Origin of the sequence: Stenotrophomonas maltophilia group sp. Smal17 (genome assembly GCF_030237045.1) — a bacterium.
Taxonomy (GTDB): Bacteria; Pseudomonadota; Gammaproteobacteria; order Xanthomonadales; family Xanthomonadaceae; genus Stenotrophomonas; species Stenotrophomonas forensis.
In genome coordinates this window covers 37,453-52,357 of record NZ_JASJSU010000023.1, presented here as the reverse complement: position 1 = coordinate 52,357, position 14,905 = coordinate 37,453, and the positions used below count along the sequence as shown (strand labels likewise).

Below are 14,905 nucleotides of genomic sequence, written 5' to 3'. Positions count from 1 at the left end.
GATGTTGCCGGCCAGCGGCCGCCACTACCGTTCTGCGACCTTACTTCTTCAGGCTGTCGCGGATCTCGCGCAGCAGCACCACTTCCTCGGCCGGTGCGGCCGGGGCGGCTTCCTGCTTGCGCGACAGGCGGTTGATCGTCTTTACCACCAGGAAGATGGCGAACGCCACGATCACGAACTGGATCAGCGTATTGATGAAGTCGCCATAGCCGATCACCACGGCCGGGATCTCCTTGCCGTCGGCACCGATGCTGGCCGGTGACAACGTCCAGGCCAGCTGCGAGAAGTCCACCTTGCCGATCAGCAGGCCCAGCGGCGGCATGATGATCTTCTCGACCAGTGCGGTCACGATCTTGCCGAAGGCGGCGCCGATCACCACGCCGACGGCGAGGTCGATGACGTTGCCGCGCATCGCGAATTCCTTGAACTCGGTGAGCATTCCCATTGTTGTTTTTCTCCGGGGGGGGAAGTGGACAGCGCGCAGGGTAGCGCAGGTGATGTCAGCCGGCGATCACGCCGTGGCGCTCGGCCACGTTTTCCAGGCGGGCACTGAAGCGGTCGCCGGGCTTCAGCGCGGCCACCCCGGACGGGGTGCCCATGAATACCAGGTCGCCGGCGCGCAGCTGCCACAGCTTGGACAGCTCATGCAGGATCTCCGGCACGTTCCAGATCATCTGGTCGAGCAATGCCTGCTGGCGCACTTCGCCGTTGACCTCCAGCGACAGGTTCAGCGCGGCCAGGTCACCAACCTCGGCGGCATGTACGATCTCGCTGATCGGCGCGGAGGCATCGAAGCCCTTGGCGGCATCCCACGGGTGGCCCTTGTCCTTGGCGGCCGCCTGCAGATCGCGGCGGGTCAGGTCCAGGCCGACGGCATAGCCGTAGACCAGTGCATCGGCATCGGCCACGGCCAGCTCGCCGGCCGGCGCGTCACGGCCGATGGCCACCACCAGTTCCACTTCGTGGTGCAGGTTGGCGGTCGCCGGCGGATAGGGAATGGCATCGTCATGGCCGACCACGATCGCATCGGCGGGCTTGCTGAAGAACATCGGGCGGCCGCGGTCATCGGCGGCCGGCACCACCGCGCCCATTTCACGGGCATGGTCGGCGAAGTTGCGGCCCACGCAGTAGATGCGGTGCACGGGGAAACTGCCGCCGCCCACGACCGGCACACGCGGCAGGGCAACGGCAGGGATCACATCGGAGACATCGGACATGCGGGCATCCAGGAAGGGCGTGCCCGCAGTCTAGAACGCATGGCGCCCGCCGTCAGCGGGCACGGAAGGCATGGATCAACGCGAGGCCGGCAACACCGGCTTGCGCACCACGCGGTACTCGCCCTCGACCACGGTCGGATCGACCGGACGGGTGGTGCCCGGCTTGCGCGAGGCCAACAGCTTCCACGCCAGGCCGACCAGGATCATCGCCGCACCGACGAACACGCCGATGAACACCATCGCGGCCAGGATCGCCAGGCCGAGCAGGCCCACGGCAACGCGCACCAACGGATGACGCGGCTTGCGCGGCGCGAACAGGGTGCGGAACTGGGTGAAGGCGGATGCGCGATTGAACATGGCGGCTCGATAGGCTGGGATCAGCGAAAACAGAGTATCGGGACGCGCCACTGTCATTGAGTGAAAAACTCGTTAAATATAGCCTGTGCTTATTACGAATCAATGACTTGTGTTCATCTTGCAGCCAGTCACCTGAGCAGGCGTGCGACAATGCCGCTTTACTGTCCGAGCCTTCGCCATGACTGCCGCTGCTGCCCTGATCGCCCTTGATGCCATTGCCGATGGCGCGTTTGCCGAGGTCGAAGCGGTGGTCGATGGCGATGCCGAGTCGGTGCTGCTGTATCGCGACGGCGCGCAGGTGCGTGCCTTCCTGAACATCTGCCCGCATGCCGGCCGCCGCCTGGACTGGGCGCCGGGCCACTTCCTCAAGAGCCGCGAGGGCCACCTGGTGTGCGCGGCACATGGCGCTTCGTTCGCGCTGGACAGCGGCGACTGCATCGCCGGCCCGTGCAAGGGCGACCGCCTGCGGGCCGTGCCAGTGGATGTGCGCGACGGGCAGGTCTACCTGGCCTGAGGCTGGGCGATGTTGCCTGAGGTGGGTGCGGACCGTTGGTCCGCACGCTCCGTTGCAGGCAGGCCTCGTGCGGACCAACGGTCCGCACCTACCGATTGCAGTCTGCGGGTGCAGGGCGCAGCCCTGCCGATCAATCCCCTCAGAACATCAGGTTGATCATCAACACCACCACGCAGGTGTAGATCAGCGACAGCGGGCCGCCGACCCGCCACATCTCGCGCGGGGTGTAGTTGGCCGGACCGGTGATCATCGAGATCACCGGATTGGAGGCCGTCATCAGGTTGTTGGACGCCGACAGCGCCACGATCAGCGCGAATGCGGTCGGGCTGCCGCCGGCAGCCAGCGCCAGGTTCACCGCGATGGGGACCATCACGATGGTCGCGCCCACATGGCTGATCACCAGCGAGAACGCGGTGGTCAGCAACGCCAGCGCCACTTCCAGTACCCACAGCGGAATGCCGGTGGGCAGCTTGTCGATGGTGTGACCGGCCACCCACGCCGCCGCGCCACTGGAGTCCATTGCCCAGCCCAGCGGAATCAGCCCGGCCATCATGAACACCGTCTTCCAGTTGATCGAGGCATAGGCCTCGTCCATGCGCAGCACGCCGGTCAGCAGCATGCCCGCCACGCCGGTCATCAGGGTCAGCGCCACCGGCAGCTTGCTGGTCAGCGCGATCAGGATGGTCAGCGCGAAGATCGCCATCGCGATCTTGAACTTGTGCGGGCGCTGCTCGCCGGTCGGGTAATCGGTCACCACCACGAAGTCCCGGCTCCTGGCGGCCTGTGCCAGGTCGGTCCAGATGCTGTGGAAGACCAGCATGTCGCCCGCGCGCAGCTGCACGTCGCGCACGTCTTCGCGGATCACCTGCTTGTCGCGGTTGATCGCCAGCAGGCTGATGCCGCGCTCCTTGCGCAGGCGCAGGTCGGCCGCGCTCTTGCCGATCACGTTCGAGGTCGGCGGCACCACCGCCTCGGAAATACCGGCGCGGCTGGGATTGAACAGGTCGCCCAGGTGCTTCAGGCGCGAGGACATGCGCAGGAACTGGTTCTGCGCGAAGTCGCTGATCTGCTGGCGCGGGCCCATCGCACCCAGCACGCTGCCAACCCAGATGCGCATCTCCGCCGGCGGTGCCAGGCGGGTGTCGTTGCCGGTCTTCAGGGCCAGCAGCAGCGGTGCATCGTGCAGGTTCTCCGCCTCGCCCAGGGTCATGCCCACCAGCGGGCTCTCGGCACTGACCACCAGCTCGAACACATCACCTTCAATGCCGTAGGTCTTGGCGAAGTAGCTTTCGGTGCGCGCCGGGGTGACCCCGTCGTTGACCAGGTTCTCTTCCTCGATCAGCTTGCGGTCTCCGTAATAGCGGAAGTACAGCAGCGAGGCGACCAGCAGCGCCACGCCGATCGGCAGCGGCGCGAACATGCGCAGCGGCTCGATGGTGGCCAGGCCCGAGGGCAGGTTGTTGTTGGCCGAGGCCAGCAGGTCGTTCAGCAGGATCAGTGGCGAGTTGCCGACCATGGTCAGCGCGCCGCCCATCACGATCGCCGCCGAGATCGGCAGCAGCAGGCGCTGCAGGGTCAGCCCGGTGCGCGCGGCCAGCCGCGAGGCGACCGGCAGGTACAACGCCATCACCGACGGGTTCTGCATGAAGGACGAGTTCAGGCCGGCAATGGCCGTGGTCATCATCAGCAGCCGCTGCTCGACGCCGTGGCCGCGCCGCAGCAGCCAGGCGGCCAGTCGGTTCAGTGCCCCGGTGCGGTCCAGGCCCGCACCGAGGATGGTGGTGGCGATGATGCTCATCACCGCGTTACCGGAGAAACCGCCGAAGATCTCCTCCGGCGCGATCAGCCCGGTGACACCAAGCACCACCAGCACCACCAGCGCGACCACGTCGGCGCGGATGCGCTCGAACAGGAACATCGCCATCGTGAAGCCGACCAGCCCAAGCACGAGCTTCATGTCGTTGGTCAGCGTCAGCGCGGTATCCATGTGGGGCGCGATGTCCTCAGGCGATCATCAGGTGCGGTCGTACAACAGGTCCCAGACGCCATGGCCGAGCTTCTGGCCGCGGGTCTCGAAGTGGGTCTGCGGGCGCCAGTCCGGGCGCGGCACGCTGCCGCGCGGGCCGGCACGGTTGACCAGGCCGGCGGTGGCGTCGAGCACGTCCCACATCTGCTCGGCGTAGTCTTCCCAGTCGGTCGCGCAGTGCAGGCGGCCGCCCGGGCGCAGCTTGCGCACCAGCAGTTCGGCGAACGCCGGCTGCAGCAGGCGGCGCTTGTTGTGGCGCTTCTTGTGCCACGGGTCCGGGAAGTAGATGCGCACTTCATCCAGCGCGCCGTCGGCGATCTCGTTCTGCAGCACTTCCACCGCATCGTGGTGGTACAGGCGCACGTGGTCGGCGTTGTCGTCGGCCAGCGCGTTCAGCAGCCGGCCCACGCCGGGCGCATGCACCTCGATGCCGATGTAATCACGCGACGGGTCGTGCTGGGCCGCGAAGCGCAGCGCGGCACCGTTGCCGAAGCCGATTTCCAGCACCTTGTGCGCCGGGCGGCCGAAGGTCGCGTCCAGATCGCGCGGCTGGCCGTTGTAGTCGATGCCGAAACGCGGCCAGCGTTCGTCAAACGCACGCTGCTGGGCGGGGGTGAATCGGCCCTGGCGCAGCACGAAGCTGCGTACTTCACGGCGGCCTTCGCTGACGGTGAAGGGCTTGGGCGGGGCCTTGGAGCCGGCGCTGTCGAAAGGATTGGTCATCAGCCGATCAGCCCATCCACCGGAGAGGAGGCGCTGGCGTAGCGCTTGCGCGGGATGCGCCCGGCCAGGAACGCCTCGCGGCCGGCTTCGACCGCCTTGCGCATCGCGCTGGCCATCAGCACCGGGCTGCGTGCACCGGCGATGGCGGTGTTCATCAGCACGCCGTCGCAGCCCAGCTCCATCGCGATGGCCGCATCCGAGGCGGTGCCGACGCCGGCGTCGACGATGATCGGCACCTTGGCGTCTTCGATGATCTGCAGCAGGTTGTACTTGTTCTGGATGCCCAGGCCCGAGCCGATCGGCGCGGCCAGCGGCATCACCGCGGCGCAGCCGATCTCTTCCAGGCGCTTGGCCAGGATCGGGTCGTCGGAGGTGTAGACCATCACCTCGAAGCCGTCCTTGACCAGCTGTTCGGCGGCCTTGAGGGTCTGCACCACGTCCGGGTACAGCGACTTCTGGTCGCCCAGCACTTCCAGCTTGGTCAGGTTGTGGCCGTCCAGCAGCTCACGGGCCAGGCGGCAGGTGCGCACGGCGTCCTCGGCGGTGTAGCAGCCAGCGGTGTTGGGCAGGATGGTGTAACGGTCCGGCGGCAGCACGTCCAGCAGGTTCGGTTCGCCCGGGTTCTGGCCGATGTTGGTCCGGCGGATGGCCACGGTGACGATCTGGGCGCCTGCAGCCTCGGTGGCCAGGCGGGTTTCTTCCAGGTCCTTGAACTTGCCGGTGCCGGTCAGCAGCCGCGAGCCATAGGTCTTGCCGGCGATCACCAGCGAATCGGGGGAGACATGAACGTTCATGGCGCGATTATCGCTTATCCGCCTGAAGATGGGGTCACGCAACCAAAGGTAGTGCCGGCCGTTGGCCGGTAGATGTGAGGCGTCAGGCAGCGTCGGATGGCCGGCCAGCGGCCGGCACTACCCGGAATGGCCTCAACCGCCGCCCAGCGCGTGCACGATCTCCACCACGTCGCCCTCGGCCAGGACATGCTCGCCATGGCGGCTGCGGCTGACGATCTCGCCATTGACCTCCACCGCCACCCGGCGCTGCAGCAGCTGCTCGGCCTCAAGCAGATCGTGAAGGGTCGCCGAAGCGGGCAGGGTACGGGGTTCGCCATTGAGCTGGATGTTCATCAGCACATTGTCGCTGATAGCCCGCCGGGATCGGAACCGTTGCAATCTGCGCCAGATGCCACGTCCTGCACAGCACGCTGGCGCAGGGCCGGGCGACAATCCATGCGGCGGCGCAGCGTGAGCAAAAGGCGGCGCGGTGAAACCATTCACCGTGCGCCGGCGTACGTCCGCCGGGTCCTCAACGATTTCCCCACAGGAGTTCTTTACATGCTGCTCAGCAAACGCCCGATCCGCTCCCTGATGGCGGCCGCGATCGCGCTGGCCGCGGTTCCGGCCATGGCAGGCGAATCCCCGTATACCCACGCGGTGTTCTTCGGCGACAGCCTGACCGACGCCGGCTACTTCCGCCCGCTGCTGCCGCCCGGCGTGCAGCCGGTCACCGGCCAGTTCACCACCAACCCGGGCTGGGTCTGGTCGCAGCAGCTGGCCAATTACTACGGTCTCAACGGCGCAGCCAACGGCAACGGCCAGAACGGTGACAACTACGCCGTGGGCGGTGCCCGCGTGTCGGTGGAAGGCAGCGGCGCGCTGGGTCCGATTCCCTCGCTGAAGTCGCAGGCCGCTCGTTACCTCGCTGCAAATGGCGGCAAGGCTGACGCAAATGCCCTGTATACCGTCTGGGGTGGCGCCAACGACCTGTTCGCGGCGGCGGCAGCGCCGGCACAGGCGCAGGCCATCATCGGCGCGGCGGTCACCGACCAGATCGCCCTGGTCGGCGCGCTCAAGCAGGCGGGTGCGCAGTACGTGCTGGTGCCGAACCTGCCCAACGTCGGCCTGACCCCGGCCTTCCGTGGCCCGAACGCCGGTGCCGCCACCGCGCTGTCGGCCGGTTACAACAAGGCCCTGTACGGCGGCCTGAAGCAGGCCGGCATCGAGTTCATTCCGCTCGACACCTTCACCGTGCTGGGCGAAGTGGCCGCCAACCCGGCCATGTACGGCTTCACCAACGTCACCAGCACCGCCTGCAAGATCGATCCGACCAATCCGACGCAGAGCATCCTGACCTGCAACCCGACCAGCTATGTCAGCCCGGATGCGGCCAATACCTATCTGTTTGCCGATGGCGTGCATCCGACCACGGCCGGCCACCAGCTGCTGGGCCAGTACGCGGTCTCGGTGCTGGAAGGGCCGCGCCTGCAGCAGGTGCTGAGCCACTCGGCGCAGACCATCGGCCGCTCGCGCGCCGACCAGGTCAGCATGCACCTGGGTGGGCGTCCGGCCGACGGCCTGTCCTGGTGGGGCGGCGTGCGCGGTGACCTGCAGCGCTACGACCACGCCGACCTGTACGACGGCCTGGCGCCGGCCGGCCTGTTCGGTGTCGACTGGGCACGCGACGGCATGGTGTTCGGCGGCTTCGCCGGCTTCGGCCGCCTCAATGCCGACTTCGGCAACAGCCGCGGTGACTTCACCCAGAAGGACACCACCGCCGGTCTGTTCGCCGGCTGGTACCACGACCGCATCTGGGTCAACGGCCAGGTCAGCTACACCTGGCTGTCCTATGACGTGAACCGCAAGGTCCAGCTGGGCCCGGCCACCCGCGAGCACGGCGGTTCGCCGGACGGCAGCAACCTGACCGCAGCGCTGAACGCCGGTTACGAGTTCGGCACCGAGGGCGGTTTCCGCCACGGCCCGATCGCTTCGGTGATCTGGCAGAAGGTGAAGATCGACGGTTACACCGAAAGCGCCGCGACCGGCACGCTGGCCACCGCGCTGGGCTATGACCGCCAGAACGTCGATTCGACCGTCGGCCGCATCGGCTGGCAGGCCCGCTTCGACGGCGGTGCGGTCAAGCCGTACGCACAGCTGACCTACGACCACGAGTTCGAAGACACCAAGCAGGCCAGCGCGTGGCTGCAGACCCTGCCGGAACTGGGCAGCTACCGCGTGCCGGGCCTGAACTTCGACAAGAACTACGCCACCGTCGTACTGGGTGCCCGTACCGAGATGTTCGGCCTGCAGAGCAACTTCGGCCTGAGTGCTTCGGCCGGGCAGAAGCGTGCCCAGGACGCGACGCTGTTTGCCAACTTCAGCGGCAGCTTCTGATCCACGCGTCATCCCGGGCACCGCACGGTGCCTGGGATGCCTGACAACAGCGCCGGACCGTGTCCGGCGCATGCGGCGCGGCCAACCATTGCGCAACACCGGCCCCAGCGCATAGACTTTCCCCCGCAACGCGGGCGTAGCTCAATGGTAGAGCTGTAGCTTCCCAAGCTACTGACGTGGGTTCGATTCCCATCGCCCGCTCCATCGCACCTCCTTCTTTTGCACCGCAGATTCGGGCGCTCGATGCCCGCTTTCGTGTGCCTGTCGATCCAGCCTTGTGACCGACGTGCAGCATCACTAGAGTGAATGCCCCTTCACGCCGGATGATGACGTTGGGACAAGGAATGAGGATGCGGGCCGGCTCACGATGGAACGCCTTTCTGCTGGCTCCAGTGCTGGCACTGGCAACGACAGCGTGCACGGACAGCACGGCCCCTTCTGAAGCCGGACATGCAGCGCGCACCGCAAGCGCCACGGTCATCCCCGCCACAGGAGTCGCGAACTCCGGCATGGCGGCCACGGGAAATGCGCCCGCCGCCTATCAGAAGTACTACACCGCTCGAAACGTTCAGCCGTTGATGGCGGACCTTGAATTCCTGTCCAGGAGCGGCGACGCGAACGCGAGTTTTGTACTCAGCCGCATCCATGACGACTGTGCCGTCATTCCTGACTGGGGCTCGCTCGCGGGATTGGACATCGCACAGGAAAAGAAGGTCGCACTCCAGCGCAGCACGGCGTGGTTCAAGGCGCGATGCGAAGGAATGCCCGAGGACGTTGTGAGCGGCTTCCGCAATCTGAAGCGCTACCGGGAACTGGCGGTGAATCAGGGAAGCCTTGCTGCACAGATCGAACAGGCGGCGCCTGGCCTCCACCTCGCGGACCAGGATCTTTCGGTGGAGGACCACAAGACGTTTGTCGAAGCCGTGCTCATGCAGGACGACGGTGAAGCCTACATGGCACTTGCGGCAACCATGGGGGAAGCCGCCTCCCACCGCATCGAAGCGTTGAAGCCCTACAAGGCGGGCACAGCCGTCGAGGAAGCTGCATGGATGCTGGCGGGCTGCCGAAAGGGCGTACCGTGCGGCGCCGATTCCCCCATCCTCCAACGCATGTGCCGCGCCGGTGTGTGTGGTTACAACTCGCTTGAGGAGCTGTACAGCCATGGGATGCTTGCGCCCGAGCAGATGCAACAGGCGCGCGCACGGATGGAAGAGATCATCGCACTGTCGAAAAGTGTCTCCGGCGACGATGGCTCCATCGCCGGAGACGTTGCCGCGGGGCGGCCGGTCAGTCGGAATTGAATCCGGGCGCCAGCGGGCCGGGCAACGTGTGTTCCGGCCACGGCATCAACAAGGTGCAGGCGTCATACAGGCCGCAGAAATCCTGCCGCAGGTCGGCCGGTACCCAGCCTCCGTAGCTCACCTCGGTCGAGTCGCCGTTGCAGGCATAGGTGACATCGATCCAGCGGGTGTTGGTATGTGAGGCAGCCCCCTGGTGCTGGGTTCTGCCGGTGCAGTAGCGCAGGCTCTGGCCAATCAGCGTGTTGCTGGCGTCGAAATAGAGCCGGGAGACTGCATGGGTGGGCGCGGCATGCACTTCGGTGGCGCCCCCCGCCAGGCCAAACAGCAACAACAGCGGAATTCCCATTCGCATCTGTGGTTCTCCTTGGGTTGTGTAAGCCGGCCGTGTTCCTGTCCTGTGGCCGGCGTGGCCATCTTGGCACAGCCTCTGCGGCGGTGCCGGCGTCATCGGGCACGGCATCATCCGCCCGCCACACGCGCGCGCTATGCTGCGCGCCTGCCGCCCGATCCCGCCGCGATGAAGCTCGCCATCCTGTCCCGCAACAGCTCCCTGTATTCCACCCGCCGGCTGGTCGAGGCGGCGCGCGCGCGCGGCCACACCGTGCGTATCCTCGACCCGCTGCGCTGCTACATGCGCATCGCCGCCGATGGCTTCTCGATGCACTACAAGGGCCGGCCGATGACCGGCGTGGACATGGTCATCCCGCGCATCGGTGCCTCGATCACCCGTTATGGCACGGCCGTGCTGCGCCAGTTCGAGCTGATGGGCGCCCGCACGCCCAACCCGTCCGATGCGATCCTGCGCTCGCGTGACAAGCTGCGTGCGCACCAGCTGCTGGCCGCCAAGGGCATCGACATGCCGGTCACCGTGTTCGGCGACAACCCCGATGACACGGTCGACCTGCTGTCCATGCTCGGCCCGCCGCCGCATGTGGTGAAGCTCAACGAAGGCACCCAGGGCCGCGGTGTGATCCTCACCGAGAAGGCCAGCGCCTCGCGGGGCATCGTCGAGGCGCTGCGCGGGCTGTACGCCAACTTCCTGATGCAGGAGTTCATCGGCGAGGCCAAGGGCGCGGACCTGCGCTGCTTCGTGGTCGGCGACCAGGTGGTGGCCTCGATGCAGCGACAGGCACCGGAGGGCGACTTCCGCTCCAACTTGCATGCCGGCGGTACGGCGGTGGCGGCCAAGGCCAGCCGGGCCGAACAACAGGTCGCGGTCCGTTCGGCCAAGGCGCTGGGCCTGTCGGTGTGCGGGGTGGACCTGATCCGTTCCGCGCGTGGCCCGCTGGTGCTTGAGGTCAACTCCACGCCGGGGCTGGAGGGCATCGAAGCGGCGTGCGGGGTGGACGTGGCCACGCGCATCATCGAGCACGTGGAGAAGATTAAAAAGTCCTGATTATTCAGCCGCTTATAAATCTCATGGGTTGCTGAGGCCGGGTTTAACATGCCTTTAATCGGCCTCGGCGTAGCCTTCAGCGAACCGCAGCTCTGCCTCTCAGCAGGATCGGTATCGGGATACAACTTCAGACCCAGGCGGGGGCACCGCCTGGGTCTTTTTTATGGGCCAGGCGCGCCGCTTGTGGAGGCGCCGTGACGGCCGTAGAGTGGCCTCCATCGTTCCTGGATGGATCGGAGGCAAGCGATGTATCGCGTCACCATGATCGCGTTGTTGCTGGGGCTGGCAGGCACGGCTGTCGCCAAGCCGGAAAAAACCGTTGTACAGATGGACCGGCAGATGCCGGTGGCCGAACAGGTCCGGAAGGTCGAGAAGGCCCTGGACGACGGCGACTACAGTGAGATTTCCGCGGATGACCGCGCCCAGGTGCGACAGGCACTGGCGCGCATCACCCAGCGGATGGGGGACCGCCAGACGCTGCAGGAACTGCCGCCGCAGGTCCAGAACGACGTCTTCAACGACCAGGAACGGGTCAATACCCTGCTTGCCCGGGCCCATGATGACAGCCGGCAGGTCTGCCAATACACCCGCACCACCGGCAGCAACATGCCCAAAAGCCGCTGCATGACCGTGGCCGAACGGCGGCGCATCGAGGAGAAGGGCAAGGCCCTGCTCCATGACCAGCGCACCTTCACCGACCTCTCGCCTCCCAGCAACCGCTAGGCCGTCCGCCGCCCCTGCGCTTGGCACTTGCTGGCGTGAAGGTGGTGCGAATACAGTCAGCGATCCATTCAAACAAGGATTCGTTTGTCATGAAGTCCCTCCTGATGTCGGCGGTGCTGTTCTCGGGGCTGACCCTGGCCACCGTCGCCTCTGCGTCCAAAGAGTCCAGCGAAGTCTTCCTGCCCGGCAAGCCGCTGCAGCAGCAGATCGAGCGCATTGAAATCCAGCTCAACGATGGCGAGACCTACAGCGAACTGAAGCAGAGCGACCGCAGCCGGGTACGTGAGGCGCTGGTGCGCATGCGCACGGCCGTCGAGCAGCATCCGAACCGCGATTCGATGCCTGAACAGGTGCGAACCGATATCTTCAACGACCAGCAGATCGTGAACACGGTTTTGACACAAGCGCGTGAGGATAGTCGTCTAATATGCCAGCGCGAGAAGGTGACGGGTTCGAACCGGTCCACGACGCAGTGCAGCACCGTTGCCGAGCGCGCCCGGCAGAAGGACAGGGCACAGCGTGACATGAGCCAGGCCCAGCGCACCGGCAAATTCGTCAATTAGAGGTGACAGTGAGAATTCTGGTAATCGAAGACAACAGCGACATTGCGGCCAATCTGGGTGACTACCTGGAGGACCGCGGGCACACGGTGGACTTCGCGGCTGACGGGGTCACCGGCCTGCATCTGGCCGTGGTGCACGAGTTCGACGCGATCGTGCTGGATCTCAACCTGCCCGGCATGGACGGTATCGAAGTCTGCCGGAAGCTGCGCAATGAAGCGCGCAAGCAGACCCCGGTGCTGATGCTGACCGCGCGCGATTCGCTGGACAACAAGCTGGCCGGCTTCGATTCCGGTGCCGACGACTACCTGATCAAGCCGTTCGCGCTGCAGGAAGTGGAAGTACGTCTGAATGCCCTGTCGCGCCGTGGAAAGGGCGTGCAGACCCGCGTGCTGGAAACCGGCGATCTGGAATACAACCTGGATACGCTGGAAGTGCGTCGCCAGGGCAAGCTGCTGCAGCTCAACCCGACTGCACTGAAGATCCTGCAGGCGCTTATGGAAGCGGCCCCGGCCGTGGTGACCCGCCAGGAGCTGGAAACCCGGGTGTGGGGTGAGGAATTGCCCGACTCCGATTCGCTGCGCGTGCACATCCATGGCCTGCGTGCGGTGGTCGACAAGCCGTTTGAAGTGCCGCTGATCCAGACCCGCCATGGCATCGGATACCGCATCGCTACCCCGGAAGCCTGATTCGGTGGCAGCGAAAGGGGAGCGTCGGCGCACGCCTTATCGGCGGCGCCTGCGCAGCCGCATCATCGTCTCGTTCGTGTTGTTGGGCTTCTGCCTGACAACGCTGTTCGCGTTCGCCACCAACTGGGCCCGCATGCGGGTGGAAAACCAGTTGGTGGAAGACGTGATCAACCACAACATCGAAGAGTACGCGCGTCGCTTCTACGAGCACCCGGGGCGCAACCCGGCCGTGCCGGTGCAGCAGATCCGTGCTTACGCCTACTCGGCGGACAAATTCGACAAGGCGCGCGAGTCCTGGCCGCAATGGGCCGATCTGCAGACCGGCAACTACAACCTGAGCGGCACCGACGAGCAGGGGCAGCCGTATGCCTACAAGCTGGCCGTGCGCAAGAGCGATGACGCGTGGTTCTTCCTTGCCTATGACATGACCGACAGCGTGCGCGGTGGCAAACAGCTCAACCGCGCGCTGGTGCTGTCGGTGTTGGTGTTCAGCGTGCTGTCGCTGGTGCTGGGCTGGTGGTCGGCGTCGAAGGTGATGAAGCCGGTCTCGGACCTGGCGGCGCGGCTGCGTGCCTATCGCGGCGGCACCAGTGATCCCGAACCGCTGGCGCCGCGCTTCCCCGATGACGAAGTGGGGCAGCTGGCACAGGCGCTGGATGATTATTCCTCGCGGTTGACCGAGGTGGTGCAGCGCGACCGCGAGTTCAATGCCGACGTCAGCCATGAACTGCGCACGCCGCTGGCGGTGATCCGCGGCGCCACCGAGCTGCTGCTGACCCGCCCCGGCCTGGATGAGAAGGTGCTGCAGCGCCTGCAGCGCATCCAGCGCGCCGAACAGCAGTGCAGCGACCTGATCGGCGCGCTGCTGCTGCTGTCGCGCAACGAGCGCGGGCAGGGCACCAGCAACGTCGCGCGCGTGGCCGAGCAGCTGCTGGATGCGCACCGCGCACAGCTGGGTGGCAAGCCGCTGGAGCTGGCGCTGGAAGGCGAACGCGATCTGGTGATCGACGCGCCGGAAGCCGCCTTGTCGGTGGCCTTGGGCAATCTGATCGGCAATGCCGTGAAGTACTCGCAGGATGGCGAGGTGCGCGTGCACGTGGGTGCCAACGCGGTCTCGGTGACCGACAGCGGCCCGGGCCTGAGTGAAGAAGATGCAGCCAAGCTGTTCCAGCGTGGCTATCGCGGCACCCATGCCGGCCATTCGCAGGGCGGCGGCATCGGCCTGTCGATCGTCAGCCGCCTGTGCGATCTGTATGGCTGGCAGGTAAGCGTGCGCCCGGGCGGCGAGCGCGGCGTAATCGCCACCCTCACGTTCTCGCCGAAGCCGTTGTAAGGACCGCTGCTTTGGTAGGTGCCGACCTTGGTCGGCACGTGAGCCCCACGCAGGGCGTGAATCCACTGTCGTACGCAGCACGAATACGCCCGTCCGGGGCCGTCCGGTTCGCGATCCCCGCGGGCGTTGTGGCGCTGTTGCGTGTCAGGGCTCACGGTTCGGCGATCTGATTGCGCTGTTGGCGCATTTGCCCCCTGACGGACCGACGAGCACAGAGTCAGATGCTTCTGCCGGGATCACCCACCGTCCGCCAGGAGCTGCGCCATGTCATACCGCACCCATTACCCGAACCTGTATCAACTGGTCGGCGAATCGATCAGGCAGCTGTCTGTCGAAATCGCCCAGCGCGTCGAGGACGTACTGTCCGGGCCCGATGGCCTGATGCCGATGCTGAAGGGGCAGATGGACATCGACGGTTCTACGCAGCGCACCGGGCTGAGTGCCCCGGAGGCTGGCACGCTGGCGGGCATCCGGCACACCGTCGCAGGAATCACGAGCTTGACCCGGATGATGTATGCCGTGCATGTCGCACGCACTCGGGGAGGCCCGTCGCAGGTCGTGCCCCCGGATGCGATGAATGGCCTGCTGCTGGCTGCGCGGGAGCTGACCACCCACGCACAAAGGCAGTTGCAGGCCGAAAGGAATCGGGGTTCGGCGACGCTGCAATAGTCGCCGCGTGCGAGGCACCGCCCCGCAGCCGCTGTCGTATTCCGCCTTCCTGGCGGCTCGGCAACGGCTGCACGCCCCCGCGATGCATCGTGCAAGCGCTGTAATACCAGGCAGAAATTGATCTTCGACGCTTTTCAGAAACTTTTCGGATTGCGTCCTCGGCATTGATCCGCCAAGGCTTGAAGCATGGAAAGCGCGTTTCTTCGCGTGCTGTGTCTGTCAAGGAA

General features: G+C 66.1%; 17 protein-coding genes and 1 tRNA gene. 10 read left to right on the top strand and 8 right to left on the bottom strand.

Annotated elements, in window-relative coordinates; all coding sequences use genetic code 11:
• Positions 1-40 precede the first annotated feature (40 nt).
• The 3 genes from mscL to QRO93_RS08880 all read right to left on the bottom strand — a co-directional run bounded on the left by mscL (position 41) and on the right by QRO93_RS08880 (position 1,574).
• Entirely contained in the window at positions 41-445 is a 405-nt protein-coding gene (gene mscL, locus QRO93_RS08890) for a large-conductance mechanosensitive channel protein MscL (protein ID WP_004154386.1), read from the bottom strand.
• Positions 446-500: 55 nt separating this feature from the next.
• Positions 501-1,217 (bottom strand): fumarylacetoacetate hydrolase family protein, encoded by a 717-nt coding sequence (locus tag QRO93_RS08885; protein WP_053450636.1) that lies wholly within the window; start codon positions 1,215-1,217, stop codon positions 501-503.
• A gap of 75 nt (positions 1,218-1,292) precedes the next feature.
• Positions 1,293-1,574 carry a hypothetical protein gene (locus tag QRO93_RS08880; protein WP_008266673.1) on the bottom strand — a complete coding sequence of 94 codons (282 nt, stop codon included), beginning with the start codon at positions 1,572-1,574 and terminating at the stop codon, positions 1,293-1,295.
• Positions 1,575-1,752: 178 nt separating this feature from the next.
• Here QRO93_RS08880 and QRO93_RS08875 point away from each other — a divergent pair, with 178 nt between their 5' ends.
• Positions 1,753-2,088, top strand: coding sequence for a Rieske (2Fe-2S) protein (locus tag QRO93_RS08875; RefSeq protein WP_180879235.1), 336 nt, complete (start codon positions 1,753-1,755; stop codon positions 2,086-2,088).
• Positions 2,089-2,227: 139 nt separating this feature from the next.
• Here QRO93_RS08875 and QRO93_RS08870 read toward each other — a convergent pair whose 3' ends face one another.
• The 4 genes from QRO93_RS08870 to thiS form a co-directional block, all read right to left on the bottom strand.
• On the bottom strand, positions 2,228-4,075 hold the full coding sequence (locus tag QRO93_RS08870; protein ID WP_053510704.1) for an SLC13 family permease: 1,848 nt from the start codon (positions 4,073-4,075) through the stop codon (positions 2,228-2,230).
• Positions 4,076-4,102: 27 nt separating this feature from the next.
• The gene (gene trmB / locus QRO93_RS08865) at positions 4,103-4,837 is read right to left on the bottom strand and encodes a tRNA (guanosine(46)-N7)-methyltransferase TrmB (protein ID WP_010481468.1); all 735 of its coding nucleotides are present in this window, start codon (positions 4,835-4,837) and stop codon (positions 4,103-4,105) included.
• Positions 4,837-5,631, bottom strand: a complete 795-nt coding sequence (locus tag QRO93_RS08860; RefSeq protein ID WP_053450634.1) for a thiazole synthase — start codon at positions 5,629-5,631, stop codon at positions 4,837-4,839. Before QRO93_RS08860 ends, trmB begins: the two co-directional genes overlap by 1 nt.
• Before the next feature lie 132 nt (positions 5,632-5,763).
• Positions 5,764-5,964, bottom strand: a complete 201-nt coding sequence (gene thiS, locus QRO93_RS08855) for a sulfur carrier protein ThiS (RefSeq protein WP_008265079.1) — start codon at positions 5,962-5,964, stop codon at positions 5,764-5,766.
• Between the two features lie 207 nt (positions 5,965-6,171).
• On the opposite strand from thiS, the gene QRO93_RS08850 reads away from it, so the two are divergent.
• The 3 genes from QRO93_RS08850 (at position 6,172) to QRO93_RS08840 (ending at position 9,308) form a co-directional block, all read left to right on the top strand.
• On the top strand, positions 6,172-8,007 hold the full coding sequence (locus QRO93_RS08850) for an autotransporter outer membrane beta-barrel domain-containing protein (RefSeq protein ID WP_180879233.1): 1,836 nt from the start codon (positions 6,172-6,174) through the stop codon (positions 8,005-8,007).
• A gap of 130 nt (positions 8,008-8,137) precedes the next feature.
• Positions 8,138-8,211, top strand: a tRNA-Gly gene (locus QRO93_RS08845).
• 146 nt (positions 8,212-8,357) lie between these two features.
• Positions 8,358-9,308 (top strand): hypothetical protein, encoded by a 951-nt coding sequence (locus QRO93_RS08840; RefSeq protein WP_180879231.1) that lies wholly within the window; start codon positions 8,358-8,360, stop codon positions 9,306-9,308.
• On the opposite strand, the gene QRO93_RS08835 is transcribed toward QRO93_RS08840, so the two are convergent.
• Positions 9,295-9,660, bottom strand: a complete 366-nt coding sequence (locus QRO93_RS08835; protein WP_239544429.1) for a hypothetical protein — start codon at positions 9,658-9,660, stop codon at positions 9,295-9,297. The two genes, QRO93_RS08840 and QRO93_RS08835, sit on opposite strands and share 14 nt — an antisense overlap.
• 165 nt (positions 9,661-9,825) lie before the next feature.
• Here QRO93_RS08835 and rimK point away from each other — a divergent pair, with 165 nt between their 5' ends.
• From rimK to QRO93_RS08805, 6 genes are all read left to right on the top strand, one after another.
• The gene (gene rimK / locus QRO93_RS08830) at positions 9,826-10,704 is read left to right on the top strand and encodes a 30S ribosomal protein S6--L-glutamate ligase (RefSeq protein WP_071229673.1); all 879 of its coding nucleotides are present in this window, start codon (positions 9,826-9,828) and stop codon (positions 10,702-10,704) included.
• 246 nt (positions 10,705-10,950) lie between these two features.
• Positions 10,951-11,427, top strand: a complete 477-nt coding sequence (locus QRO93_RS08825; RefSeq protein ID WP_180879229.1) for a hypothetical protein — start codon at positions 10,951-10,953, stop codon at positions 11,425-11,427.
• Positions 11,428-11,516: 89 nt separating this feature from the next.
• Positions 11,517-11,990 (top strand): hypothetical protein, encoded by a 474-nt coding sequence (locus tag QRO93_RS08820; protein WP_053450628.1) that lies wholly within the window; start codon positions 11,517-11,519, stop codon positions 11,988-11,990.
• A gap of 8 nt (positions 11,991-11,998) precedes the next feature.
• Positions 11,999-12,676, top strand: a complete 678-nt coding sequence (locus tag QRO93_RS08815) for a response regulator transcription factor (protein WP_005410804.1) — start codon at positions 11,999-12,001, stop codon at positions 12,674-12,676.
• Positions 12,639-14,009, top strand: a complete 1,371-nt coding sequence (locus tag QRO93_RS08810; RefSeq protein WP_053450627.1) for a HAMP domain-containing sensor histidine kinase — start codon at positions 12,639-12,641, stop codon at positions 14,007-14,009. The genes QRO93_RS08815 and QRO93_RS08810 overlap by 38 nt, the downstream gene beginning before the upstream one ends.
• A gap of 264 nt (positions 14,010-14,273) precedes the next feature.
• Positions 14,274-14,678: a hypothetical protein gene (locus QRO93_RS08805; protein WP_053450626.1), complete on the top strand. Its 405-nt coding sequence runs from the start codon at positions 14,274-14,276 to the stop codon at positions 14,676-14,678.
• The last annotated feature ends 227 nt before the right edge of the window (positions 14,679-14,905 follow it).

What these genes read in the sequence shown, in the direction of transcription:
- mscL (WP_004154386.1), bottom strand. Translation starts at nt 445, where the DNA reads ATGGGAATGCTCACCGAGTTCAAGGAATTCGCGATGCGCGGCAACGTC.
- QRO93_RS08885 (WP_053450636.1), bottom strand. Translation starts at nt 1,217, where the DNA reads ATGTCCGATGTCTCCGATGTGATCCCTGCCGTTGCCCTGCCGCGTGTG.
- QRO93_RS08880 (WP_008266673.1), bottom strand. Translation starts at nt 1,574, where the DNA reads ATGTTCAATCGCGCATCCGCCTTCACCCAGTTCCGCACCCTGTTCGCG.
- QRO93_RS08875 (WP_180879235.1), top strand. Translation starts at nt 1,753, where the DNA reads ATGACTGCCGCTGCTGCCCTGATCGCCCTTGATGCCATTGCCGATGGC.
- QRO93_RS08870 (WP_053510704.1), bottom strand. Translation starts at nt 4,075, where the DNA reads ATGGATACCGCGCTGACGCTGACCAACGACATGAAGCTCGTGCTTGGG.
- trmB (WP_010481468.1), bottom strand. Translation starts at nt 4,837, where the DNA reads ATGACCAATCCTTTCGACAGCGCCGGCTCCAAGGCCCCGCCCAAGCCC.
- QRO93_RS08860 (WP_053450634.1), bottom strand. Translation starts at nt 5,631, where the DNA reads ATGAACGTTCATGTCTCCCCCGATTCGCTGGTGATCGCCGGCAAGACC.
- thiS (WP_008265079.1), bottom strand. Translation starts at nt 5,964, where the DNA reads ATGAACATCCAGCTCAATGGCGAACCCCGTACCCTGCCCGCTTCGGCG.
- QRO93_RS08850 (WP_180879233.1), top strand. Translation starts at nt 6,172, where the DNA reads ATGCTGCTCAGCAAACGCCCGATCCGCTCCCTGATGGCGGCCGCGATC.
- QRO93_RS08840 (WP_180879231.1), top strand. Translation starts at nt 8,358, where the DNA reads ATGCGGGCCGGCTCACGATGGAACGCCTTTCTGCTGGCTCCAGTGCTG.
- QRO93_RS08835 (WP_239544429.1), bottom strand. Translation starts at nt 9,660, where the DNA reads ATGCGAATGGGAATTCCGCTGTTGTTGCTGTTTGGCCTGGCGGGGGGC.
- rimK (WP_071229673.1), top strand. Translation starts at nt 9,826, where the DNA reads ATGAAGCTCGCCATCCTGTCCCGCAACAGCTCCCTGTATTCCACCCGC.
- QRO93_RS08825 (WP_180879229.1), top strand. Translation starts at nt 10,951, where the DNA reads ATGTATCGCGTCACCATGATCGCGTTGTTGCTGGGGCTGGCAGGCACG.
- QRO93_RS08820 (WP_053450628.1), top strand. Translation starts at nt 11,517, where the DNA reads ATGAAGTCCCTCCTGATGTCGGCGGTGCTGTTCTCGGGGCTGACCCTG.
- QRO93_RS08810 (WP_053450627.1), top strand. Translation starts at nt 12,639, where the DNA reads ATGGCATCGGATACCGCATCGCTACCCCGGAAGCCTGATTCGGTGGCA.
- QRO93_RS08805 (WP_053450626.1), top strand. Translation starts at nt 14,274, where the DNA reads ATGTCATACCGCACCCATTACCCGAACCTGTATCAACTGGTCGGCGAA.